Raw genomic sequence first — 23,774 nt, 5'->3', positions numbered from 1 at the left:
GTGTGTGTGGCCTACCCCTCTTCCCAACCCTCCCCCGCAAGGGGGGAGGGAGCTCACCGCGCCGTGTTGTGAGGGGAGCGGTTACAATGACAACCCTTACCTCCCAGGGCTTCCTCACCGTCGGCGCCTCGCATCTCGAATATCGCATGATCGGCCCGTCGCCCGAGCACGCGCCTGTTATCGTGATGCTGCATGAGGGGCTCGGCTCGACCGGACTGTGGGGCGACTTTCCGGACAAGCTGCAGGCCGCGACCGGCGCCGGCGTGTTCGTCTATTCGCGCGCGGGCTACGGCGCATCGACGCCGGTGAAATTGCCGCGCCCGCTCGACTACATGCATGTCGAGGCGCTCGACGTGCTGCCAAAGCTACTCGACAAGATCGGCTTTCGCCGCGGCCTGCTGCTCGGCCATTCCGATGGCGCTTCGATCGCCGCGATCTATGCGGGCTCGCATCAGGATCACCGCGTGCAGGGGCTTGCATTGATCGCCCCACATTTCATCGTCGAGGATATTTCGGTGGCCTCGATTGCGGAGATCAGGAGCGCCTACGAGACCACGAACCTGAAGGGGAAGCTCTCGCGCTGGCACCGGGACGTCGACAACGCCTTCTATGGCTGGAACGGCGCCTGGCTCGATCCGAAATTCCGCAACTGGGATATTTCCGAATACCTCGCCTATATCCGCGTGCCGGTGGCGATCCTGCAAGGCGTGGATGACCAGTATGGGACCATGCGCCAGGTCGAGATCGCCAGGGAAGAGTGCTACTGTCCGGTCGATGTGACTGTGATTCCGGGCGCGGGACATCAGCCGCATCGCGAAGCGCCGGAGGCGACGCTCGATGCGATTTCGGAATTCGCAAAGGCGGTGTTGCACGTGCAGGACGGCTCGCAGGGACGGGCCGCGTAACGCATTCTCTTCTTCTGTGCTTGCCGAGGCGCTGTTCCGATGACTGCGCCGCCCTCAGGCATCGGACATCTGCCGCTGCCGCGATGGGCTTATGTGCCCGGCCAGTCCAAGGAAGTCGCCGCCGATTACGAAACGCTGGCCCAAATCGCCACTCAGGTGCCGGCGCGCTTTCAGGGCTACGTGCCGGCGCGCCACCCGGCGCTGCGCTACGGCATGGCGCTCAACGACCATGGCTACTTCTGGGAATCGCAAGAAATCCTGGAAGCGGTATGGGCGGCGGCGCCGCAGGGCGGCCGCGAGCGGATATTGTTGCGCGCCTGTATCCTGATTGCGACCGCCAATCTGCGGCTGCACATGCAAAAGCCGCACGTCGCGGTGCGGCTGTTCGGTGAAGCGCTCGGCGAACTCGAGGCGCTGGGCATGCGGAATGCCGGTGGCGACGGCTTTGCCGACAGCTTTCCGGTTGCGGCCCTGGCGGGCCGCATCAAGGCCAAATTGGAGCAGCCGCAGCTCGCCAAGGCCGATTGGGTGGCCTTCGCGGCCGCCGGCCGAACATGAAGCAAAATGCATGTTCCGGCGTTTTTAGCTAGACTCAATCAAAAACATGCACTATTGTGCATCTAACGAACCAAGCAAATCCTGAGAAAACGACAGAGGGTGGCTCATGGCCGGTGAAGATCGCGTCCTCGCAGGCGGCGCGAAGTACATCGATTTCCAAACCGATCCGTCGCGCTACCGGCACTGGAGGCTGGCGGTGGAGGGCGAGGTCGCAACCCTCACCATGGACGTCGACGAGAATGCCGGCTTGTTCGAGGGCTATCAGCTAAAGCTGAATTCCTACGATCTCGGCGTCGATATCGAACTGGCCGACGCCGTGCAGCGGCTTCGGTTCGAGCACCCCGAAGTGAAAGTGGTGGTGATGCGTTCCGGCAAGAACCGCGTGTTCTGCGCCGGCGCCAATATCCGCATGCTGGCGGGCGCGACCCACGCCCATAAAGTCAATTTCTGCAAATTCACCAACGAGACCCGCAACGGCCTGGAAGATTCGTCGGAAAATTCCGGGCAGCGCTTCATCACTGTCGTCAATGGCACCGCGGCCGGCGGCGGCTATGAGCTGGCGCTGGCGACCGATCACATCATCCTGGCCGACGACGGCGCCGCCGCAGTCGCTCTGCCGGAAGTGCCGCTGCTCGCGGTGCTGCCGGGCACCGGCGGACTGACGCGCGTGGTCGACAAGCGCAAGGTGCGCCGCGACCATGCCGACTTCTTCTGCACCATCGAGGAAGGAATTAAGGGCAAGCGTGCGGTTGCCTGGCGGCTGGTCGACGAGATCGCGCCGAACAGCAAGCTGGAGGCCAAGGTCGCCGAGCGCGCAAAAGAATTCGCCGCCAGTTCGAAGCGCAACGGCAGCGGCAAGGGCATCACGCTGACGCCGCTCAACCGCACCATTGACGACAGCGGAATCCGCTATGGCTTTGTCAACGTCGACATCGACCGCGCCGCGCGGATCGCCACCATTTCGATCAAGGCGCCGGACGCCGCGCCGCCGGCCGATATCGACGGCCTCATCGCGCAGGGCGCGTCGTTCTGGCCGCTGCAGGTGGCGCGCGAGTTGGACGATGCGATTCTTCACCTGCGCATCAACGAACTCGAAATCGCGATGCTGGTGTTCAAGTCTCATGGCGATCCCGCCAATGTGGTGGCCTGCGACGCCTTCCTCGAAGCCAACAAGGCGCACTGGCTGGTCAACGAGATCAGGCATTACTGGAAGCGGGTGCTGAAGCGCATCGACGTCACCTCGCGGACGCTGGTGACGCTGGTCGAGCCCGGCTCCTGCTTTGCCGGCACGCTCGCCGAACTCGTGTTCGCCGCCGACCGCTCCTATATGCTGATCGGCTCACGCCAGGGCGACAACCGCCCGCCGCCGGCGATCCAGCTCACCGCGCTGAATTTCGGTCCCTATCCGATGAGCCACGGCCTGACCCGGCTGCAATCGCGCTTCCAGGCCGATCCGGCCGATCTGGAGCGCGCGGAAGCCACCATCGGCACCACGCTCGACGCTGAGGAAGCAGAAGAGCTCGGTCTGGTCACCTTCGCGCTCGACGATATCGATTGGGACGACGAGGTGCGGGTGTTCCTGGAAGAGCGAACCTCCTTCTCTCCCGACGGCCTCACCGGCATGGAAGCAAATCTGCGCTTCGTTGGTCCCGAGACCATGGAATCGAAAATCTTCTCGCGCCTCACGGCGTGGCAGAACTGGATCTTCCAGCGCCCCAACGCGGTCGGCGAAGAAGGCGCGCTGCGCCGCTACGGCACCGGCCAGAAGGCGCAATTCGATATGACGCGGGTTTGAGTCCGTGTCCCAGGCGCTGCGCGGCACGCTTGTGACGCGGCTCGCAGCACCGGGACCCACCTCAGCCACCGAAATAGGTCCCGGCTCTGCGGTGCATCGTGAAGAACGCTGCACCGCGTCCGGGACACGAGAGCGAACCACGGGAGCCCCCAATGAACTTCATGAACGTCGACTATTCGACCAAAATCCCAAACAACGTGAATCTCAGCGAAGACCGCCAGGTGCTGAAGGCGCTGGAAGGCTGGCATCCCGGCTACATGGACTGGTGGGGCGACATGGGGCCGGAAGGTTTTCAGCAGTCGCTGGTTTACTTGCGCACCGCCTATTCGGTCGATCCGCGCGGCTGGGCCAAGTTCGACTACGTCAAGATGCCGGAATACCGCTGGGGCATTCTTCTTGCTCCCCAGGAAGAAAACCGCGTCATTCCCTTTGGTGAGAATTACGGCAAGCCGGCCTGGCAGGAAGTCCCCGGCGAACACCGTGCCACGTTGCGCCGCCTGATCGTGATCCAGGGCGACACTGAGCCCGCCTCCGTCGAGCAGCAGCGCCATCTCGGCAAGACCGCGCCTTCGCTCTATGATTTGCGCAACCTGTTCCAGGTCAATGTCGAGGAAGGCCGCCATCTCTGGGCGATGGTCTATCTCCTGCAGAAATATTTCGGCCGCGACGGCCGCGAGGAGGCCGACGATTTGTTGCGGCGCCGCTCGGGCGATGCGGATTCCCCGCGCATGCTCGGTGCCTTCAACGAGGCGACGCCGGACTGGCTGTCGTTCTTCATGTTCACCTATTTCACCGATCGCGACGGCAAGATGCAGTTGCACTCGCTCGCGCAATCCGGCTTCGATCCGCTGTCGCGCACCTGCCGCTTCATGCTGACCGAAGAGGCGCATCACATGTTCGTCGGCGAGACCGGCATCAGCCGCGTCGTGCAGCGCACCTGCGAGGCGATGAAGGCGGCCGGCATCACCGATCCGACCGACATCGCCAAGGTCCGCGCGCTCGGCGTGATCGACTTGCCGACCATCCAGAAGAAGCTGAACCTGCACTATTCGCTGTCGCTTGATCTGTTCGGCTCGGAAGTATCGACCAACGCGGCGAATGCCTTCAACGCCGGCATCAAGGGCCGCTACAAGGAAACCCAGATCGACGACGACCACCAGCTCAAGAACGCCACCTATCCGGTGCTCAAGCTGGTCGACGGCGTGATAAAGCGGGTCGACGAGCCGGCGCTGACCGCGCTCAACATGCGGCTGCGCGACGACTACACGCAGGATTGCGTCAAGGGCATGCTGCGCTGGAACAAGGTGATCTCGACCGCGGGCTATCAGTACAAGCTGACCCTGCCGAACGTCGCGTTCCACCGCCAGATCGGCGAATTCAAGGATGTGCACGCGACGCCCGATGGCGTCCTGATCGACGACGCCACCTGGAACCAACGCAAGGGCGAATGGTTGCCTTCGTCGCAGGACGGCGACTTCATCGCCTCGCTGATGAAGCCGGTCACCGAAGCCGGCCAGTACGCCTCCTGGATCTCGCCGCCGAAAGTCGGCATCGACAACAAGCCCGGCGATTTCGAGTACGTGAAGATCGAGACCTGAACCACCCCGCATCGGGGAGCAGCACATGGACCCCGACAATGACCTCGAAGCAATGGACCGCGACCAACTGGTCGCGGAGGTGAAGCGTCTAAGGGCAGGCATCCGCACGCACCGCGACAGTACCGGTCACGATTTGTGCTGGCATCATCCCGACCTCTGGGGACTGCTGCCCGAGCGTGTCGCGCCGGAAGTGGCTGTCCCGCCTTGGCCGAAATTCCTGCGCGGATGCCTGCGATACCGTGAAGCGCTGGAGCGTGAGTTGCCCAACGCGCCGCAGGCTGATTTCGAGTATGATAAGGACGAGCCGTGAGGGAAGCGCAAACGGCATCCTCAATGCACGCCGTCATCACCCGCGAAGGCGGGTGATCCAGTAAACACCGGCATCAATTGCAGAAACGCCGCGGTCAACCAGTTGAAGCCGCAGCGTACTGGATACCCTGCTTTCGCGGGGTATGACGGCTGTGGGGCTACCCTGCAATTTCGCTGCCCGCCGTGGCATACACCACGCCGCCGTCCACCGCGATCGTATTGCCGACGACATAATCACCCGCACGCGAGGCGAGGTAGATCGCGACACCCGCCATATCCTCGTCCGTGCCGACGCGCCGTGCCGGAACGCGCTTTGCCACTTCATCGGCGTGATCGCGCGCGGCGCGGTTCATGTCGGACTTGAAGGCGCCCGGCGCAATCGCAGTGACGTTGATATTGTCCTTGATCAGCTTGGTCGCCATGCGCCGCGTCAGATGGATCACCGCCGCCTTGCTTGCCGCATAGGAATAGGTCTCCATCGGATTGACGAAGATGCCGTCGATGGAGGCGATGTTGATCACCTTGGCGGGACGATCGGGCGAGGCGGCTGCGCGCAGCGGCTTCGCCAGCGCCTTGGTCAGGAAGAACAGCGACTTGACATTGAGGTCCATGACCTTGTCCCAGCCGTTTTCGGGGAATTCGTCGAACTCCGCGCCCCATGCGGCTCCTGCATTGTTGACGAGGATGTCGAGCTTCGGCTCCAGCTTGATGATTTCGCCAGCCAGCTTGTCGCAGCCTTCGACCGTCGAGATGTCGATCGGCAGCGCGATGCATTCGCCGTCATAGGCGGCGGTGAGTTCTTTGGCGGTCGCCTCGCAGGGACCTGCCTTGCGCGCGGTGATGTAAACCTTCGCCGCGCCCTGCGCGAGAAAGCCGGCCGCGATCATCTTGCCGATGCCGCGCGACCCGCCCGTCACCAGCGCGACGCGGCCATTGAGCGAGAACAGATCCTTGAACATTGCGTTCCTCCATTGTCTTGCCGCCGGTTTTGGGCGGGGGAGGGCGACGAGTCAAGGAAGGGAAATGGACCCGTAGCCCGGATGGAGCGAAGCGCAATCCGGGAAATCTAGCCACTTGCGAGAGGTCCCGGATTTCGCTTGCGCTCCATCCGGGCTACGGCGCTACGAATTGTATCTACGCCGCGTCGATGCGGCGAAAGCCGTTCCACATGGCGGTGGCGGCGCCGGAGGTCAGGATGGGGATGATCCGTTCGTCCTGGTAATTGCCGTTCAGCGAGATTCGCTGCAGCGCCGTCAGGTGGTCGGCGCTTTCCGGAAAAATCATGCCCGGCCGCGTCGTGACTGCCGTCTTGAATCCTGCCGCCTTCGCCAGGCGGAATTCGCGCTGGCCCGCGGCGGTCCGGTCGCCATAGGGATAGGCGAGATGAAGCACCGGCCGCTGCAACGCCGCTTCGATCCGCGCGCGGCTTTCGGCCAGTTCGAACGAAGCGGTTTCTTCGCTCTGCCGCGCCAGATTGCAATGCGTAACCGTATGCGCGCCGATCGTCACCAGCGGATCGTCCGCGAACGCCTTCAGCTCCTCCCAGGACATGCAGAGATCGCTGGCGATGAGATACTCGTCGACGTCATGGCGCGTGCATAGCGCGGAGATTTCGCGCTGCAGGTCGTGTTCGCCCGGCAGTCGGCGCAGCCAGTCGTGCACGCGGTCGAAGGTGGTCTGTTTGGCTACCGGCGTCGAGGCATCGAGGCGGATTGCTGTGCCGCCGATCGGGACTTCGATCGAGGAAGCCTTGGCGATCACCTTTTCGAGCGCGACCCACCACAACCTTCCGGTGCCTTCGGCGAAATCGCTCGTGACATAAACGGTGAGGGGCGCGTCAAACTCACGCATCACCGGCAGCGCGTAATCGCGGTTGTCGCGATAGCCGTCGTCGAGAGTGAAGCAGGCAAAGCGCCGCGCGAAACTCGGCTTCTGGAGTCGCTGATGCACGTCGTCCATGGTGACGATATCGACGTCGAGCGTGCGAAGATGCGCCAGCATCGCACGCAAGAACTCCGGCTCGACTTCGAGATGATGATTGGGCTGAAACTCACCGTCGCGGCGCGGACGGACGTGGTGCAGCATGAAAATGGCGCCGATGCCTGCGAAGATTGGTCGCAGCAGGTAGTGCGCTCCGGAGAAGTACAGCGCTTCCAGCCCGGCGCGAATGACGGTGTTGCGAAGCAGTTTCATCGAGATACAGGGCTGCCCGGTTAATTACCGGGACGAAACTAGCGACAGAGCGCTGAAGAAACGGTTAGCCGGACCGATTTCCTCTCGTTTCTCGCCTGCGACATTTCGGGTTTGACAGCCTCGCAAGGGTTTGTTTTCTCTCCGTTCCAGACCCGGCGGGAACTCGAATGCGCGGACTTTTCAGGTGGAGTAGCAAATGGTGGCCGGGTGTCATTCCGCTGGTCATTTGTTGGGCTATCGCGGCCTGGACGAGCACAGAACCACTGGAAGTTGACTTGGCGCAGCGTTCGGCCGCCGCGCTCAAGGGCACCATCCTCGATAAACGGCGGATCTCGGTCGAAGGCCGCGACGTGACCCTGGCCGCAGACGCATTCTCGGAAGACGGCCGGCAGAGTGCGGTGGCTTCTGTGGAAGCGGTGCTGGGCGTGCGTTTGGTTAACGACGAAACCCGGCTCGTTCCCGAAGCCAAGCCGTTCGTCTGGTCTGCCGAACGCGACGTCGTCCGGGTAACGCTCTCGGGCAATTCGCCCCTGCCGGCGAGCAAGAGCCGGTTGATGGAGGCGGCGCGCGTCAATCTCGGCGGTGTCGAAGTGGTCGACCGGATGAATTTGTCGCGCGGGGCGCCGCCGCATTTCGACAATGCCGCGCTGTTGCTGCTCGACCAGGTCGGCAAGCTGAAGGAAGGCAAGATCACGCTGTCGGACACCAAGGTCAGCCTGTCCGGCATGGCGCGTGAACTCGGCGGCCGGGAAGCCGTCGCCGCGGCGCTGAAAAATCTGCCCGAGGGTTTTTCGGTCGCGGCCAACGACGTCAAGGCGCCGCCCTACATCTTTCAGGCCTATAAGGATCCCGTCGCGGTAACGCTGACACTGACCGGCAACGTGCCCGACAACAACGTCCACGCCACGCTGGTGGCGGCTGCGGGGCGCAAATTCTTCAGCGAAAAAGTCGTCGATAACCTCAAGACGAGCATCGGCGCGCCCGCAGGTTTCGCCAACGCGGTGGTATCAGCGCTAGGTGCGCTGTCGCGGCTGTCGACCGGTACGTTGGTCGTCTCCGACCGCGAGGTGAAGCTGTCGGGCGATGCGCTCTATGACGCCGCCGCCAGTCAGATCCGCGCCGGCCTCGGCAAGGACTTTCCGCAGGGCTGGCAGTTCAAGCCGGAAATTTCGGTCAAGCCGGCCGCCGCGCCGGTGGACGCGACGGTCTGCCAGCAATTATTCACCGAGCTGCTCGGCAAGGCCCGGATCCGCTTCGAACCCGGCAAGGCCGACATCGTCGCCGATTCCGCCGGTCTGCTCGACCGCCTGATCGAAACCGCGTTGCGCTGTCCGGCCGCCAATATCGAGATATCAGGGCATACCGACGGCGACGGCGACGAGGCGGCCAACCAGGCGCTGTCCGAGAAGCGTGCGCAGGCGGTCGCCGACTATCTGGTTAAGGCGGGATTACCCGCCAACCGGTTCAGTGCGGTCGGCTATGGTTCGACGCAGCCAATTGCGGGCAACGAGACCGACCAGGGCAAGGCGCAGAACCGCCGCATCGATTTCGTGGTGAAGTGAGCATGGCGTATCTGACCACATTCTACTGGGGCTGGCTCTTGGCATCGGTGCTGCTCGGCTTCGCCATGGGCTGGATATCCGTGGTTCAGCACGGCGAAGGCATCTCGCGAAAATGGCGGTGGGCGCTTTCGGCTTTGGTCGCGGCGCTGGTCGCAGCCGCGCTCGCGCGCGTCGTGCCCGGCCGTTTCGGCTACTGGCTCGATCTCGGCCTGATCATGTTCGCACTCTACCTCTGCGGCTGTGCGGTCGGATCATCGTTGCGCGACTGGGTGGTCTCGCGCAGTGCGCCCCCGGCCTGACTGCATGATGCGCCGGCCCGTTTTACCGCCGTTACCGTCACGGGTTGTTGACCAGTCCAGGCTATGGTCCGGAACCCCCATCGGGCGGCGGAATACAGCAAAACTGTGCTACCGCCGTCATCAACGGCGCCTAATATGTTGAAGAAGCGCGTTTTATTGTCGTCCGGCGAATTCCACTTCGGCCCAAAACGCGCTACCAGAGGGGCAAGGGAGCCGCGTAGCGGCGGCGGGGTTCGCGCCAGCGCCGTCGTCGCAGAAGCGCAATTCGAGGTGTAGATGCTGGAAGCAATACGCAGGGCGACTTCGTTTCTGCGCCAGAAACAGGTCCTGCATAAGCTCGGGGTCGTTATCAGCATCACGGTCATCGCCGTTGCGTGCTACGTGCTCTATCACATGCTCCGCGGCATCGACACCAACGAGGTGATCGAGGCCATCAAGGGCACCGAGCCGCGCCGGATCGCGCTGGCGGCCCTGTTCGTGGCGGCGGGCTATTTCACGCTCACCTTCTATGACTGGTTCGCCGTCCGCGCCATCGGCCAGCACCACGTACCCTACCGCATCAACGCGCTGGCGGCCTTCACCTCCTATTCGATCGGGCACAATGTCGGTGCCAGCGTCTTCACCGGCGGCGCGGTGCGCTACCGGATTTATTCGGCCTGGGGGTTGAACGCGATCGACGTGGCCAAAATCTGCTTCCTGGCCGGGCTGACCTTCTGGCTCGGCAATGCCGCGGTTTTGGGCCTCGGCATCGCCTACCATCCGGAAGCCGCTGCCGCGATCGATCAACTGCCGGCCTGGCTCAACCGCGTTGCAGCGTTTGGAATCATCATCGCCCTGGTCGGCTATGTCGCCTGGGTCTGGGCCCAGCCGCGCAGCGTCGGCCGCGGACCGTGGACGGTCACGCTGCCGGGCGGCCCGCTGACGCTGCTGCAGATCGCTATCGGCATCGTCGATCTCGGCTTCTGTGCGCTCGCGATGTACATGCTGGTGCCGGACGAGCCCGATATCGGCTTTGTCGTCGTCGCGGTCATCTTCGTATCGGCGACGCTATTGGGTTTCGCCAGCCATTCGCCGGGCGGGCTCGGCGTCTTCGACGCTGCCATGCTGGTCGGCCTCTGGCAGATGGACCGGGAGGAACTGCTCGCCGGCATGCTGCTGTTCCGCGTCCTCTATTATATTGGCCCTTTTGTCATATCTGTAATCTTGCTGACGCTTCGGGAGATTATCATCGGCGCGCGATCGAAGCGCCTGCGCCATTTGGCGCCTGCCGCCGACCCCGAGCCGAGGCATGAGGCCCCCGTCTATGTGCGCGAGCGTGGAGACACCGGCGCCTGATGATGCGGCGGGCGCCTCGCGAACAGCGGAAGAAAAGCCTGCGTCCATGGCGATAGACGATTCGAACTCCTCCTTCTTTGCGCCGTGGCCGGATCGGCTGCGGCATTCGGCCATCATCCTGTTGGCCGCCGGGCTGGCGCTTTGCGCGCTGGTGCTGCTGGCCGATCTCTCGTTGGCGCGTGCGGTTGCGGTCTTCATCTGCATCGCCGCCGCAGCGCTGGTGCCATGGCGGCTGCATGACACCGTCGGTTCCCGCGAGGATGTCCGCGCCGTCAGTCCGGTTGAATCTGCTGCCGTTAGCGCCGTCGTTGCCGGCATGCCGGACCCGGCCGTGCTGCTCGACCGCGCCGGCCGCGTCATTCACCTCAATGCGGCGGCCGCCCAGCTCGCGCCGGCGTTGCGCAAGAACGAACTCGCCCAGTTCGCGCTGCGCTCTCCCGAGATCATCACCGCATTGCGCGAGGCGATCGCGACCAGCGAGCCGCGCCGCGCCAACTATCTCGACCAGGTGCCGGTCGACCGCTGGATGGAACTGATCATCACGCCGGTACCGGTGCCGACGCTGTTCGGCGGCACCGAACGGTGCATGCTGATGACCTTCCACGACCAGACGCCGTTGCGCCGGGTCGAGGAAATGCGCGCCGATTTCGTCGCCAATGCCAGCCACGAGCTGCGCACGCCGCTCGCCGCTTTGTCGGGTTTCATCGATACGCTGCAGGGCCCGGCCAAGGATGACGCCAAGGCGCGCGAGCGCTTTCTGTCCATCATGCATACGCAGGCGACCCGGATGGCGCGGCTGATCGACGACCTGCTGTCGCTGTCGCGGGTCGAGCTGTCGGCGCATGTCCGCCCCGAAGCTTGCGTCGATATCGTGCCGATCATTCGCCAGGTCGCCGACGGGCTGGAGCCGCTGGCCAGGGAACGCCAGGTGGCGATCGAGATCGATCTGCCGGAGACGCCGGTCGCGATTGCGGGCGATCGCGAGGAACTGCTGCGGCTGTTCGAGAACCTGATCGAGAACGCGCTCAAATATGGCGCGTCCGGCGGCAGGGTGATCGTGTCGCTGAACCAGGTCGCCGCGGGAGAGGGCGCGCCGGAAGTCCGCGTCATGGTCCGCGATTTCGGCCCCGGCATCGCGCCGGAACACCTGCCGCGACTGACCGAGCGGTTCTATCGGGTCGATGTCGGCGACAGCCGGGCGCAGGGTGGAACCGGGCTCGGTTTATCCTTGGTGAAACATATTCTTAACCGCCATCGCGGCCGTCTTTTGATCGAAAGCGTGCCGAAAAACGGCGCCACCTTTACTGCCTGTTTTCCTCCGGCGAAACCCCCGACGACGGCATAAATACAAGCAATTTCAATCGCTTGGATATGTCATCCAACTGTCATCGAACCTTCGTAAAAGCTCTATCGACCGCGCCTACACGGGCGGCATGAGCGCGATCGGACGCAACAGCGCTTCGCTCAGGAGATGGAGATCAACCATGAATTTCGTCAAGACAATCGTCGCCGCCGGCCTGGTCGCCGCGTCGACCTCGGCGTTCGCTGCCGATATCACCGGCGCGGGCGCCACCTTCCCGTTCCCGCTCTATTCGAAGTGGGCCGACGCCTACAAGAAGGAGACCGGCAACGGTCTGAACTACCAGTCGATCGGCTCCGGCGCCGGTATCAAGCAGATCGTGGCTAAGACCGTGACCTTCGGCGCCAGCGACATGCCGCTCAAGCCGGAGCAGCTCGAAAAGGACGGCATGATCCAGTGGCCGCAGGCGATGGGCGCCTTAGTGCCGGTCGTCAATCTTGAAGGCATCAAGCCGGGTGAACTGGTGTTCTCGGGCGAACTGCTCGGCGACATCTATCTCGGCAAGATCAAGAAGTGGGACGATCCCGCGATCGCCAAGCTCAATCCCAAACTGAAGCTGCCGAGCGAGGCCATCACGGTGGTTCGCCGCTCGGATGGATCGGGCACGACCTTCCTCTGGACCGACTATCTCTCCAAGACCAATGCCGAATGGAAGGCGAAAGCCGGCTCCGGCACCGCCGTGGAGTGGCCGACCGGCGTCGGCGCCAAGGGTAATGAAGGCGTCGCCGGCAATGTCAGCCAGACCAAGAACTCGATCGGTTACGTCGAGTACGCCTATGCCAAGCAGAACAAGCTGACCTATGGCGCGGTCATCAACAAGGCCGGCAAGACCGTGCAGCCGACCATCGGTGCGTTCCAGGCCGCAGCCGCCAATGCTGACTGGGCCGGCGCCAAGAACTATTACGTGATTCTGACCGACCAGCCCGGCGAAGCCTCGTGGCCGATCACCGGTGCGACCTTCATCCTGATGCACCGGGAGCCTGTGGACAAGGCGGCCTCGGCCGAAGCCATCAAGTTCTTCAAGTGGGCGTTCGAGAAGGGCGACAAGATGGCTGAAGAACTCGACTACATCCCGATGCCGGACTCGGTCGTCAAGCAGATCGAGAAGACCTGGACCTCCGAGATCAAGAGCTGAAGCAGACGTTGAGCACGTCGCGCCCCGTCATTCCGGGGCGCGACGAAGTCGCGAATCCGAAATCTCGAGATTTCTGGCCCTTCGGACCATCCCGGAATGACGCCGGGTAAATCGTCAAGAAGATCGCCTCAAAGCAGAAGCGACATTTTTCGGGCGTTGAAGTAAAAGACAGGGGACCAGCGTGGCAGAAATGGCGGTTGAAAGCGACGTAATGGAAGCTGCCGGACCCTATGACCGCGCCCGGGCCCTTGGCGCTTTCAAGTTTGGCGATATTACCTTCTACTGGATCACGCGCGCCTGCGCGATCTCGGTCCTCCTGATCCTCGGCGGCATCATCCTTTCGCTGATCGTCGGCGCCTGGCCCGCGATCCGGGAGTACGGCGCAGCATTCCTGTGGACGCAGCGCTGGGCGCCGTCGGCCGATCCACCGGTGCTGGGTGCGCTCGGCCCGATCTACGGCACGCTGGTCACCTCCGTGATCGCGATGATGATCGCCATTCCCGTCGGCCTCGGCATTGCGGTGTTCCTTACCGAGATCTGCCCGCTCTGGCTGCGTCGTCCGATCGGCCTTGCCATCGAACTGCTCGCCGGCATTCCCTCGATCATCTACGGCATGTGGGGCTTCTTCGTGCTGGGGCCGTTCCTGGCCAACAACTTCCAGCCGTTCATGATCAGCGTGTTCGATGGCGTCCCGGTGCTCGGCACGATCTTCGCCGGCCCGCCGTCCTATCTCAGCCTGTTCAATGCCTCGCTGATTTTGGCGATCATGGTGCTGCCCTTCATCACCGCAATCTCGGTCGACGTGTTCAAGACGGTGCCGCCGGTTTTGAAGGAGGCGGCCTACGGCGTCGGCTGCACCACCTGGGAAGTCGTCCGCAACGTCGTGATCCCCTATACCCGGGTCGGCGTGATCGGCGGCATTATGCTGGCGCTCGGCCGCGCGCTCGGCGAGACCATGGCGGTCACCTTCATCATCGGCAATTCGTTCAAGATCCAGTCCTCGCTCTTCGCGCCCGGCACCACGATCTCTGCTGCGATCGCTTCCGAATTCGCCGAGAGCGACGGCCTGCACCAGTCCGGCCTGATCCTGCTCGGCCTGTTGCTGTTCATTTTGACGTTCTTCGTTCTTGCTGCCGCAAGGCTGATGCTGATGCGGCTGGAACAGAAAGCGGGGAACTGAGATCATGAACCCGATTTACGTATCTCGCCGCCGCAACAACATCATCGTCAAGTACCTGTGCATGGGCGCCGCGCTGTTCGGCGTGACCTGGCTCGCTTTGATCCTGTTCACGCTGTTCTTCAATGGCCTTTCCGGCATCAATTTCGCCGTCTTCACTCAGGATACGCCACCGCCCGGATCGACCGACGGCGGCCTGCGCAACGCCATCATCGGCTCGATCATCATGACCATGGTTGGGGTCGGCATTGGCGCGCCGCTCGGCCTGTTCGCCGGCACCTACCTCGCCGAATACGGCAAGCACGACAAGCTCACCTCGGTGATCCGTTTCATCAACGACATCCTGTTGAGTGCGCCCTCGATCATCATCGGCCTGTTCATCTACGGCGCCATCGTGGTGCCGATGGGCGGGTTCTCGGCGTTCGCCGGATGTCTCGCGCTCGCCGTGATCGTGATCCCCGTGGTGGTCCGCACCACCGAGGACATGCTGGGATTGGTTCCCAATCCCCTGCGGGAAGCGGCGTCCGCGCTCGGCATGCCGCGCTCGCTGGTGATCCGGCGCATCGCCTATCGTGCCGCGCGCGCTGGCCTGATCACCGGCGTCCTGCTCGCGACCGCCCGGGTCGCCGGCGAAACCGCGCCGCTCTTGTTCACCGCGCTCTCCAACCAGTTCTTCAGCCTGGATATGACCAAGACGATGGCGAACCTGCCGGTGACCATCAACAACTTCGTCCAGAGCCCCTATGCCTACTGGAAGCAACTCGCCTGGGCCGGTGCCCTGTTGATCACGCTCACCGTATTGGCCCTAAACATTGGCGCGCGCATTCTTGGCGCCGAGAGGATATCCAAATGACCGAACTCTCCGTATCCGTGAGTAACGCGAGCGGCCCAGTTCCGCAGGTGGCGCTGCCGGAGGCCGCACCCAAGGTGACCGCCCGCGGCCTGAACTTCTACTATGGCGAGCACCACGCGCTGAAGGACATCAATCTCACGCTCGGCACCCATCGCGTCACCGCCTTCATCGGCCCGTCCGGCTGCGGCAAATCCACGTTGCTGCGGATATTCAACCGGATGTATGATCTCTATCCGGGTCAGCGCGCCACCGGTCAGCTCTTGCTCGACCAGACCAACGTCCTCGACCCGAAGCTCGACCTCAATCTGCTGCGGGCCCGCGTCGGCATGGTGTTCCAAAAGCCGACGCCGTTCCCGATGACGATCTACGAGAATATCGCCTTCGGCATCCGTCTCTATGAGAAGATCTCGAAGTCCGAGATGGACGGCCGGGTCGAGAAGGCGCTGCGCGGCGGCGCGCTATGGAACGAGGTCAAGGACAAGTTGAACGCCAGTGGCCTCTCGCTGTCCGGCGGTCAGCAGCAGCGGCTATGCATCGCGCGCACCGTTGCGGTCAGGCCCGAGGTGATCCTGTTTGACGAGCCCTGCTCGGCGCTCGATCCGATCTCGACCGCCAAGATCGAGGAACTGATTCAGGAACTGGCGGAGGACTACACCATCGCCATCGTCACCCATAATATGCAGCAGGCGGCGCGCGTCTCGGACAAGACCGCCTTCATGTATCTCGGCGAGCTGATCGAATTCGACGATACCAACAAGATTTTCACCTCGCCGCGCGATCGACGTACCCAGGACTACATCACGGGGCGGTTTGGTTAAGGAGATAACAGATGGCTTCTGAGCACACCGCCAAGGCATTCGACAGCGACCTTCAGGAATTGACGCGCCTTGTTGCCGAGATGGGCGGCCTGGCTGAGCGCATGATCACCGAATCCGTCGACGCGCTGGTCCGCCGCGACGTCGCGCTCGGCAAGCACGTCGTCGCCACCGACGTCGAGATCGACCGCCTGCAGCATCTGATCGAGGAGCGCGCGGTGCTGACCATCGCCCGCCGTCAGCCGATGGCGATCGATTTGCGCGAAATCGTCGGCTCGATGCGGGTTGCCACCGATCTGGAACGGATCGGCGACCTCGCCAAGAACATGGGCAAGCGTGTCGCGGCGCTGGAGAACGATTTCCAGCCGCTGAAGCTGATGCGCGGCCTCGAACACATGACCGACCTGGTACAATCGCAGGTCAAGTCGGTGCTGGACGCCTATGCCGCGCACGATCTGCCGGCGGCGATGGCGGTGTGGAAGGGCGACGAGGAAGTCGACGCCATCTGCACCTCGCTGTTCCGCGAACTCCTGACCTATATGATGGAAGATCCGCGCAACATCTCGTTCTGCATCCATCTGATGTTCTGCGCCAAGAACATCGAACGGATCGGCGATCACGCCACCAACATCGCCGAAACCGTGTTCTACATGATCGAGGGTCAGCAGATGCTCGACAAGCGCCCGAAGGGCGACATGACGACCTTTGCCACCGCGGTTCCGAATAGCTGAGGGATACGAGATGAGCGCGCGCATTATGGTGGTCGAGGATGAGGAAGCGCTGACCACGCTGTTGCGCTACAACCTCGACGCTGAAGGCTATGAGGTCGAAACCGTCGGACGCGGCGACGATGCGGATACGCGGCTGAAAGAGCGCGTGCCCGATCTCGTCGTGCTTGACTGGATGCTGCCGGGGCTCTCCGGCATCGAGCTGTGCCGCCGCCTGCGCGCCCGGCCGGAAACCAAGCAATTGCCGATCATCATGCTGACGGCGCGCGGCGAGGAGAGCGAGCGCGTGCGCGGGCTTGCGACCGGCGCCGACGACTACATCGTCAAGCCGTTCTCGGTTCCGGAACTGCTGGCGCGGGTGAAGGGCCTGTTGCGGCGGGCAAGCCCCGAGCGGCTCGCCACTGTGCTGACCTATGGCGACATCGAACTCGATCGCGAAAAACGCCGCGTCGCGCGCTCGGGCCGTCAGATCGATCTCGGTCCGACCGAGTATCGCCTGCTGGAATTTTTCCTGGAGCATCCCGGCCGCGTCTTCAGCCGCGAGCAGTTGCTCGACAGCGTCTGGGGCCGCGACATCTACATCGACGAGCGCACCGTCGACGTCCACATCGGCCGCTTGCGCAAGCTGCTCAACCCCGGCCGCGAGCAGGACCCGATCCGCACCGTCCGCGGCGCCGGTTACGCGCTGGATGACCGATTTGCGAAGGTGGAGCCGTAAGGCTCCATCGTTGTCCGCGCGAAAGCGGGGACTCTCTCATCGTCATTGCGAGCGAAGCGAAGCAATCCATCGTGCGGCAAAGCAAGTATGGATTGCTTCGCTACGCTCGCAATGACAGTGGAACGCGTAGCCCGGATTTCGCTTCGCTCCATCCGGGCTACGACGAACCGCGACTTACCTTGTCTGCTTCGGCTGCTGACGGCGGCGGTCGGCGGCGGGCTGGTAGGCGATGCGCGAGTGGTGGGCGCAATAAGGCAGGCCAGTGAGCGCTTTGCCGCCGCAGAAGAAGAATTCCGGGCTTGAGGGATCGCCGACCGGCCAGTGGCAGGTCGCCTCGTTCAGTTCGAGCAGCGACAGCCGCTGGCTCATCGGCACGACATTGTCGAAGGCGATCGGATCCGGCTCCATCTCGACTTCGAAGGCGTGCGCGAGCGCGGTATTGCCGCGCGAGACCGGGCGCGACACGCGCATCATCGGCTGGGCGGGACGTGCCTTGCGCTGCCGCGGGGCGGCCGAGGAGGGGCTCTTGGCACGGCCGGAGAGACCCAGCCGGTGCACTTTGCCGATTACGGCGTTTCGTGTCACATTTCCGAGTTCCGCGGCGATCTGGCTTGCCGACAATCCGGCTTCCCAGAGCTTCTTAAGCTGCTCGACGCGATCGTCGGACCAGGTCAAAACCGTCATCGTAATCTTCCCTTCGCATCGCGCCGGCCAATCGGGGCGGCGCTGGCGATGTCATCGTCTCAAAAATCCCTGCGGTCAGAATCCCTTAGCCCTCGCCGGGCGCGCTAACCGCGCCCGAACGTTTACGCCTGCACAAAAGGACTCCAGGGATCAGAACTGCCGCACGAGATGTCGTATCCGACAGCCCAAACGCTACAATATGGCGTGACTCCGGCGCAAGAGTCCGGGCCCGAGCGTCCACATGTTCTGACATCTAGGCATTTCACTGCGTGTTTTCCACCACACCGCAATCCTACGGATTTCAGCCCCTTGCACTGCAGGAAAAGCCGTTCCGTGGCGTGTTGACAGCGCTCCCCGCCCACATAGAATGCCTCTCACGTGCCGCCCTTAAGAGGCGGCACGTTTCGTTTTCGCAAGACCGGCTGTTGCCGCGTTCGCGCCAATGCACGCCCGCGGCAGGTCTCAAAGGCAGGTCTCAAACCTCAGTGATTGCCATGACCAATAGCGCCACGTCGCATCTGCTCCCCGTCTTCGCCAGGGTCGATCTCGGCTTCGAACGCGGCGAAGGCTGCTGGCTGACCGCCACCAATGGCGAGCGTTATCTCGACTTCACCTCAGGCGTCGCGGTGAATGCGCTCGGTCACTGCCATCCGCACCTGATCAAGGCGTTGCAGGAACAGTCGACGAAGCTCTGGCACATGTCGAACCTGTTCAAGTCGCCCGATGGCGAGAAGCTGGCCGCGCGGCTCTGCGAGCAGAGCTTTGCCGACCTGGTGTTCTTCTGCAATTCCGGCGCGGAGGCGATGGAAGGCGTGATCAAGGTCGTGCGCCGCTATCAATTCTCCAAGGGCCATCCAGAACGCTATCGCCTCATCACCTTCGAGGGCGCGTTCCACGGCCGCACGTTGGGCACGCTCGCGGCCACCGGCTCCGCGAAATATCTCGAAGGCTTTGGGCCGCCGATGGACGGTTTCGACCAGGTGCCGCATGGCGATCTCGAAGCGGTCAAGAAAGCGATCGGCCCGCAGACCGCGGGCATCCTGATCGAGCCGGTGCAGGGCGAGGGCGGCGTGCGCTCGGCGCCGCAGTCTTTCTTCAAGGCGCTGCGCCAGCTCTGCGACGAGAAGGGCCTGTTGCTCGCGTTCGACGAGGTGCAGACCGGCATGGGCCGCACCGGCGATCTCTTCGCCTACAAGCGCGTCGGCGTGACGCCGGATGTGATGTCGCTGGCAAAGGCGCTGGGCGGCGGTTTCCCGATCGGCGCGGTGCTGGCCACCGCCGAAGCGGCGAGCGGCATGACACCGGGCTCGCACGGCTCGACCTTCGGCGGCAATCCGCTGGCGATCGCTGCGGCCAATGCCGTGCTCGATGTGATGCTCAAGCCCGGCTTCTTTGATCACGTGCAGAAAATGTCGCTGCTGTTGAAACAGAAGCTGGCCTCCGTCGTCGACCGCTATCCCACTGTTCTCTCGGAAGTGCGCGGCGAGGGGCTTTTGGTCGGCGTCAAGGCCGTGGTGCCGTCGGGCGATCTCGTCAATGCGTTGCGTGACCAGAAGCTGCTGACGGTCGGCGCCGGCGACAATGTGGTGCGGTTTCTGGCGCCCCTGATCGTGACCGAGGCCGAGATCGACGAGTCGGTCCAGATGCTGGAGCGAGCCTGCGTCGTGCTGTCGAGCTCGCAGTTGAAGAAGGCGGCGGGATGATGAGCAAGTCCGTCCGTCACTTTCTCGACATCAACGAACTGCCGTTAGATGAATTGCGCAGCATGCTGGCGTTAAGCGCCACCATGAAGGCGAAGCTGAAAGCGCATGAGAAAAGCAAGAAGCCGCTCGAAGGCAAGACGCTGGCGATGATCTTCGAACGCCCCTCGACCCGCACCCGGGTGTCGTTCGACGTCGGCATGCGCCAGCTCGGCGGCGAGTCCATCATGCTGACCGGGGCCGAAATGCAGCTCGGCCGCGGCGAGACCATCGCCGACACCGCGCGCGTGCTGTCGCGCTATGTCGATGCGATCATGATCCGCATTCTCAACCACGATGCGCTCCTGGAGCTGGCCGCGCATGCCACCGTGCCCGTGATCAACGGCCTGACGCGGCGCTCGCATCCCTGTCAGGTGATGGCCGACCTGATGACGTTCGAGGAGCATCGCGGCCCGATCGAAGGACGCACCGTGGCCTGGACCGGCGACGACAACAACGTGCTGGCCTCGTGGGCGCATGCGGCCGAGCGTTTCAAGTTCAAGCTCAACGTCGCAACCCCGCCGCAGCTCGCGCCGAACAAGGCGATGAAGGACTGGATCAAGGCGACGCAGGCGCCGATCGTGCTCGGCACCGATCCCGAAGCCGCCGTGCGCGGCGCCGATTGCGTCGTCACCGACACCTGGGTCTCGATGGGCGACAAAGACGGCGAACATCGCCACAATGTGCTGAAACCTTATCAGGTCAATGCGAAGCTGATGTCGCTGGCCAAGCCGGACGCGATCTTCATGCACTGCCTTCCCGCGCATCGCGGCGAAGAAGTCACCGATGAAGTGATCGATGGCCCGCAATCGGTCGTGTTCGACGAAGCCGAAAATCGCCTGCATGCGCAAAAGGGCATTCTGGCCTGGTGTTTTAACGAAGTGGCGTGAGCCCTAGTTGCGTTCCCCGGACGCTGCGCAGCGCGTTAGCGGTGCGCTGCAGAGCCGGGGTCCACACCACTTGCAATTGGGTCCCGGCTCTGCGGAGCAGCGTTGCACGCTGCACCGCGTCCGGGACACGGATCACCCCTTTCGTTTTGCATTCCGAGCCCCCAGATAAGGCGCCATGGATTCACAATCAGACATCAAAATCACAACCGAGGCGCCGATCCGCGCGCCCTCGTCCGTTCCCGTCGATGACGCAGTGCTGCCGTTCGAGGTCGCTTCGCTCGATCTGCGCGGACGGTTGACCCGGCTCGGCCCCGCGCTCGATGACATCCTGGCCAAGCACGATTATCCGGCTCCGGTTGGAAAACTGCTTGGCGAAGCGATCGTGCTGGCGACGCTGCTTGGCTCGGCGCTGAAGTTCGACGGCCGTTTCATTTTGCAGACGCAGACCGACGGTCCGGTGTCGTTTCTGATCGTGGATTTCCAGTCGCCGGATCGGCTCCGCGCCTATGCGCGCTATGACGCAAGGCGGCTGAAGGACGGGCAGGATTCAGGCGCCCTGCTTGGCAAAGGCCATCTCGCGATGACCATCGATCAGGGCGCGGACATGAGCCGCTACCAGGGCCTAGTGGCGCTCGACGGCGGTAGCCTCGAGGATGCCGCCCATGAATATTTCCTGCGCTCCGAGCAGATCCCGACCCGCGTGCGGCTCGCGGTCGGCGAAGAATGGCGCGGCGGCGACGGCGGCAAGCATCGCTGGCGCGCCGGCGGCATGCTGCTGCAATTCCTGCCGAAGTCGCCCGAGCGCGCGCGGCAGGCCGATCTGCATCCGGGCGATGCGCCGGAAGGCGCGGTGACGCATACCGTCGCCGAGGATGATGCGTGGGTCGAGGGGCAGTCGTTAATCGGCACTGTCGAGGACGTCGAACTGATCGATCCCGATCTGTCGGGCGAGCGACTGCTGTATCGCCTGTTTCACGAGCGCGGCGTGCGCGTGTTCTCGCCGCTGACCTTGCGCGCACAATGCTCCTGCTCGCGCGAGGCGGTCTCCGCGATGCTGAAAAGTTTTGCGCCCAAGGACCGCGCCGAGATGGTCAAGGATGACAAGGTGATGGTGACCTGCGAGTTCTGCTCCTCGGTCTACCAGTTCACCCCGCACGAAGCGGGCGTGGAGGAGTAGGGCGATCGCCGGGTGTGAAGGCGTTCGCCGCAACCAACCGGATTGCCGGATTGGGGTATAGCGTTTTCGCGCGAAGTGGATATCGCTTCGCGTGAGGGAAACGCGTCAAAACAAAATCTAGAGCGTCGGTTCTGATTCAATCGGAACCGATAATGCATTAGCTCAACAACGTGCGGACCTGGGTGGCAGCATCATAGATTTCGATCTGGAGCATCGGATAAGTCGATTTCAGTTTCCGGCCCGCTGCTTCGGCAGCCTCGGCAGTGTCGAACTTTGACTTGAAATGGCCGTCGACAACCATCACGAAGCCCTCGGTAGGAAGCCGGTCGGCTCGCGGTGCTTTTTTCGACTCCGGTTCGTCAATTGAGAGAATGGGCTTTTTCATCCTTGGTCCTTTGGCTCGTTGCGATATTTAAGGCGATCTGGATCGCGCGGGGCGCTGGCCGTGCTGCCAGCGCGGCACATTGCCGAAAATCGTGCTGATCTTGTCAGACATCGTAGGGCCTCGTTTGGCAGACCCGACTCAACCCAGCCTGAGAAACTCCGGCGGCAAGGGCAGGCGTACAAGGCCCCCCAGGTCCAGGGCCTCGCCGCTTTCCGTGATATCCGAGAACAGCACCTCGACATAGGGATGCTGGCGGTTATAAGCGGCGCCCCGTTGGTATTTCGCTTTCACGATCCGCTCAATCGCCGCAAGATTGCGCTTGCCCAACGCGTTGTACTGATCGCGGAACAGACTCTGCCGTCCTCCCCGGTGCTCGATGGATTCGACCCAGACGTCCATCACCTTGCGGCCTATGAACGCTTCGACCCGTTCAGTTCCGTCGCGCGCGAAAAGCCGTAGCCCGTCCATGTTGTGCGGGCCGTCATCGATGCCGAATTTTGTCAGTGACATGTTTTTACGTGACATGGGGTATCCTCCTGTTGCCGAAATTGGTTCACCTCGGCAGTCCGTCGGGGACTGCGCCTAGCTCATCGTCCCATCGCGACAGAGCCGCGGCGCGCGATTTCGCGTCGCGATGCGTATCCTCCGTCGAAGCCGTTTTGTGGACCGGCATGGTTCTTATGCTTGTGCAGATTACGCGTTACTCTTTGAATCAGGCGAGCGCAGCCACCGGCTCATGTGCGCGCCAGTTTCCGCCTGCTCAGCCCGCCTTAGAATCGCCTCGCGCACGACACCAGGGGGAAGCGATTTAGCTTCATCGCGCAGCCGCGTCGCATGTTCAATTAGCCGCTCTTCAAGAGGCTGCGTCTGTGTGAAACGGTGTCGGTACTGTGTGAAACGGTGTCGTCGTTTCTGCATCGCTCTGCGCCCTCTTTCGAGTAAGGCGGGAGCGCAACTGTCTCTCAGTCACCGATAGATGCCACGTAGGGGGCGGCGATGATATGAAGATGGGTATCCTGTCCGTCGAATATAAGAGCGCTAGTGCATATAGTCTGAGTTTAATTCGAGGACTTGGACATCTGCCGAGCTCCGCAAGCGGTAGCCCGCCCTAAGCTAACTGGATCGGCTTTGCCGGGTGCGCCGTTTAGGACGATCGTGCAGGTACGAAGCCAAATAGTTTAGAATTATAACGTCCTCCGCCACAGCCGTTTCGAAAAGGTTCTCTTGCACGTCGCGAGGCTAGTCCGCCCACAATGCGAGGGCGGCCTTCCCCAATTAAACGTTCAAATTGGCGCACCCTTACGTGGGCGCTTGCAGTTGTCCGCGAAGCCATGTGTGGGTTCTGAGGGACTTCATCGGGTCGATTAGTAGTTCGACCACAGTCTGATGGAGGTGACTGCACGCAGGGCATTCGAACGTCCGGATGTCGAAGCCGATCGGGCCGGGTGTAACCCGCGCCAACATGGTTCTTGTTTGGCAGAAGAAGTCGCGGCGTTAAGCGTCTATTTTGGGAACGATTGAGCATCCTGTTACTTGAATACCCAAATATCTTAGAGGAA

At 62.9% G+C, this 23,774-nt stretch carries 23 protein-coding genes; 18 read left to right on the top strand and 5 right to left on the bottom strand.

Annotation, left to right across the window (positions count from 1 at the left end; all coding sequences use genetic code 11):
- Positions 1-86: 86 nt before the first annotated feature.
- The 5 genes from IVA95_RS20240 to IVA95_RS20220 all read left to right on the top strand — a co-directional run bounded on the left by IVA95_RS20240 (position 87) and on the right by IVA95_RS20220 (position 5,166).
- The gene (locus IVA95_RS20240; RefSeq protein WP_247512055.1) at positions 87-905 is read left to right on the top strand and encodes an alpha/beta hydrolase; all 819 of its coding nucleotides are present in this window, start codon (positions 87-89) and stop codon (positions 903-905) included.
- Positions 906-944: 39 nt separating this feature from the next.
- Positions 945-1,463, top strand: coding sequence for a DUF309 domain-containing protein (locus tag IVA95_RS20235; protein ID WP_247512054.1), 519 nt, complete (start codon positions 945-947; stop codon positions 1,461-1,463).
- A 106-nt stretch (positions 1,464-1,569) separates the two neighbouring features.
- A complete protein-coding gene (boxC, locus tag IVA95_RS20230; RefSeq protein WP_247512053.1) occupies positions 1,570-3,258 on the top strand; it encodes a 2,3-epoxybenzoyl-CoA dihydrolase in 1,689 nt (562 codons plus the stop codon).
- Between the two features lie 161 nt (positions 3,259-3,419).
- Positions 3,420-4,856 (top strand): benzoyl-CoA 2,3-epoxidase subunit BoxB, encoded by a 1,437-nt coding sequence (gene boxB / locus IVA95_RS20225; protein ID WP_247512139.1) that lies wholly within the window; start codon positions 3,420-3,422, stop codon positions 4,854-4,856.
- A gap of 25 nt (positions 4,857-4,881) precedes the next feature.
- A complete protein-coding gene (locus IVA95_RS20220; protein WP_247512052.1) occupies positions 4,882-5,166 on the top strand; it encodes a hypothetical protein in 285 nt (94 codons plus the stop codon).
- A gap of 157 nt (positions 5,167-5,323) precedes the next feature.
- Here the strand turns inward: IVA95_RS20220 and IVA95_RS20215 are convergent, their stop codons facing one another.
- Entirely contained in the window at positions 5,324-6,124 is an 801-nt protein-coding gene (locus tag IVA95_RS20215) for an SDR family oxidoreductase (protein ID WP_247512051.1), read from the bottom strand.
- A 175-nt stretch (positions 6,125-6,299) separates the two neighbouring features.
- Positions 6,300-7,358 carry a polysaccharide deacetylase family protein gene (locus tag IVA95_RS20210; RefSeq protein ID WP_247512050.1) on the bottom strand — a complete coding sequence of 353 codons (1,059 nt, stop codon included), beginning with the start codon at positions 7,356-7,358 and terminating at the stop codon, positions 6,300-6,302.
- Between the two features lie 167 nt (positions 7,359-7,525).
- Here IVA95_RS20210 and IVA95_RS20205 point away from each other — a divergent pair, with 167 nt between their 5' ends.
- From IVA95_RS20205 to phoB, 10 genes are all read left to right on the top strand, one after another.
- Positions 7,526-8,920, top strand: a complete 1,395-nt coding sequence (locus IVA95_RS20205) for an OmpA family protein (protein ID WP_247512049.1) — start codon at positions 7,526-7,528, stop codon at positions 8,918-8,920.
- 2 nt (positions 8,921-8,922) lie between these two features.
- On the top strand, positions 8,923-9,219 hold the full coding sequence (locus IVA95_RS20200) for a hypothetical protein (RefSeq protein ID WP_247512048.1): 297 nt from the start codon (positions 8,923-8,925) through the stop codon (positions 9,217-9,219).
- 276 nt (positions 9,220-9,495) lie between these two features.
- Complete coding sequence (locus tag IVA95_RS20195) at positions 9,496-10,554, top strand: lysylphosphatidylglycerol synthase domain-containing protein (RefSeq protein ID WP_247512047.1); 1,059 nt, start codon at positions 9,496-9,498, stop codon at positions 10,552-10,554.
- Between the two features lie 46 nt (positions 10,555-10,600).
- Entirely contained in the window at positions 10,601-11,899 is a 1,299-nt protein-coding gene (locus IVA95_RS20190; RefSeq protein WP_247512046.1) for an ATP-binding protein, read from the top strand.
- A 139-nt stretch (positions 11,900-12,038) separates the two neighbouring features.
- Positions 12,039-13,049: a phosphate ABC transporter substrate-binding protein PstS gene (gene pstS / locus IVA95_RS20185; RefSeq protein ID WP_247512045.1), complete on the top strand. Its 1,011-nt coding sequence runs from the start codon at positions 12,039-12,041 to the stop codon at positions 13,047-13,049.
- A 181-nt stretch (positions 13,050-13,230) separates the two neighbouring features.
- Positions 13,231-14,229, top strand: coding sequence for a phosphate ABC transporter permease subunit PstC (gene pstC / locus IVA95_RS20180; protein WP_213254660.1), 999 nt, complete (start codon positions 13,231-13,233; stop codon positions 14,227-14,229).
- A 4-nt stretch (positions 14,230-14,233) separates the two neighbouring features.
- The gene (pstA, locus tag IVA95_RS20175) at positions 14,234-15,079 is read left to right on the top strand and encodes a phosphate ABC transporter permease PstA (RefSeq protein ID WP_213254658.1); all 846 of its coding nucleotides are present in this window, start codon (positions 14,234-14,236) and stop codon (positions 15,077-15,079) included.
- Positions 15,076-15,897, top strand: a complete 822-nt coding sequence (pstB, locus tag IVA95_RS20170) for a phosphate ABC transporter ATP-binding protein PstB (protein ID WP_213254656.1) — start codon at positions 15,076-15,078, stop codon at positions 15,895-15,897. The genes pstA and pstB overlap by 4 nt, the downstream gene beginning before the upstream one ends.
- Before the next feature lie 11 nt (positions 15,898-15,908).
- Positions 15,909-16,625: a phosphate signaling complex protein PhoU gene (gene phoU / locus IVA95_RS20165; RefSeq protein ID WP_247512044.1), complete on the top strand. Its 717-nt coding sequence runs from the start codon at positions 15,909-15,911 to the stop codon at positions 16,623-16,625.
- A 10-nt stretch (positions 16,626-16,635) separates the two neighbouring features.
- Positions 16,636-17,340, top strand: a complete 705-nt coding sequence (phoB, locus tag IVA95_RS20160) for a phosphate regulon transcriptional regulator PhoB (protein ID WP_028351834.1) — start codon at positions 16,636-16,638, stop codon at positions 17,338-17,340.
- A gap of 174 nt (positions 17,341-17,514) precedes the next feature.
- Here phoB and IVA95_RS20155 read toward each other — a convergent pair whose 3' ends face one another.
- A complete protein-coding gene (locus IVA95_RS20155) occupies positions 17,515-18,024 on the bottom strand; it encodes a GcrA family cell cycle regulator (RefSeq protein ID WP_028351833.1) in 510 nt (169 codons plus the stop codon).
- 494 nt (positions 18,025-18,518) lie between these two features.
- Between IVA95_RS20155 and IVA95_RS20150 the strand changes: the two genes are divergently transcribed.
- The 3 genes from IVA95_RS20150 (at position 18,519) to IVA95_RS20140 (ending at position 21,830) form a co-directional block, all read left to right on the top strand.
- Positions 18,519-19,727, top strand: a complete 1,209-nt coding sequence (locus tag IVA95_RS20150) for an aspartate aminotransferase family protein (protein ID WP_247512043.1) — start codon at positions 18,519-18,521, stop codon at positions 19,725-19,727.
- A complete protein-coding gene (gene argF / locus IVA95_RS20145; RefSeq protein WP_247512042.1) occupies positions 19,727-20,653 on the top strand; it encodes an ornithine carbamoyltransferase in 927 nt (308 codons plus the stop codon). The genes IVA95_RS20150 and argF overlap by 1 nt, the downstream gene beginning before the upstream one ends.
- 175 nt (positions 20,654-20,828) lie before the next feature.
- Complete coding sequence (locus IVA95_RS20140) at positions 20,829-21,830, top strand: Hsp33 family molecular chaperone (protein ID WP_247512041.1); 1,002 nt, start codon at positions 20,829-20,831, stop codon at positions 21,828-21,830.
- A 157-nt stretch (positions 21,831-21,987) separates the two neighbouring features.
- Here the strand turns inward: IVA95_RS20140 and IVA95_RS20135 are convergent, their stop codons facing one another.
- Both IVA95_RS20135 and IVA95_RS20130 read right to left on the bottom strand, forming a co-directional pair.
- Positions 21,988-22,215, bottom strand: coding sequence for a hypothetical protein (locus tag IVA95_RS20135; RefSeq protein ID WP_247512040.1), 228 nt, complete (start codon positions 22,213-22,215; stop codon positions 21,988-21,990).
- Positions 22,216-22,353: 138 nt separating this feature from the next.
- Entirely contained in the window at positions 22,354-22,725 is a 372-nt protein-coding gene (locus IVA95_RS20130; RefSeq protein WP_247512138.1) for a signal transduction histidine kinase, read from the bottom strand.
- Between the last annotated feature and the right edge of the window lie 1,049 nt (positions 22,726-23,774).

Source organism: Bradyrhizobium sp. 157, from assembly GCF_023073815.1.
GTDB lineage: Bacteria > Pseudomonadota > Alphaproteobacteria > Rhizobiales > Xanthobacteraceae > Bradyrhizobium.
This window is presented reverse-complemented; position numbering and strand designations above follow the sequence as displayed.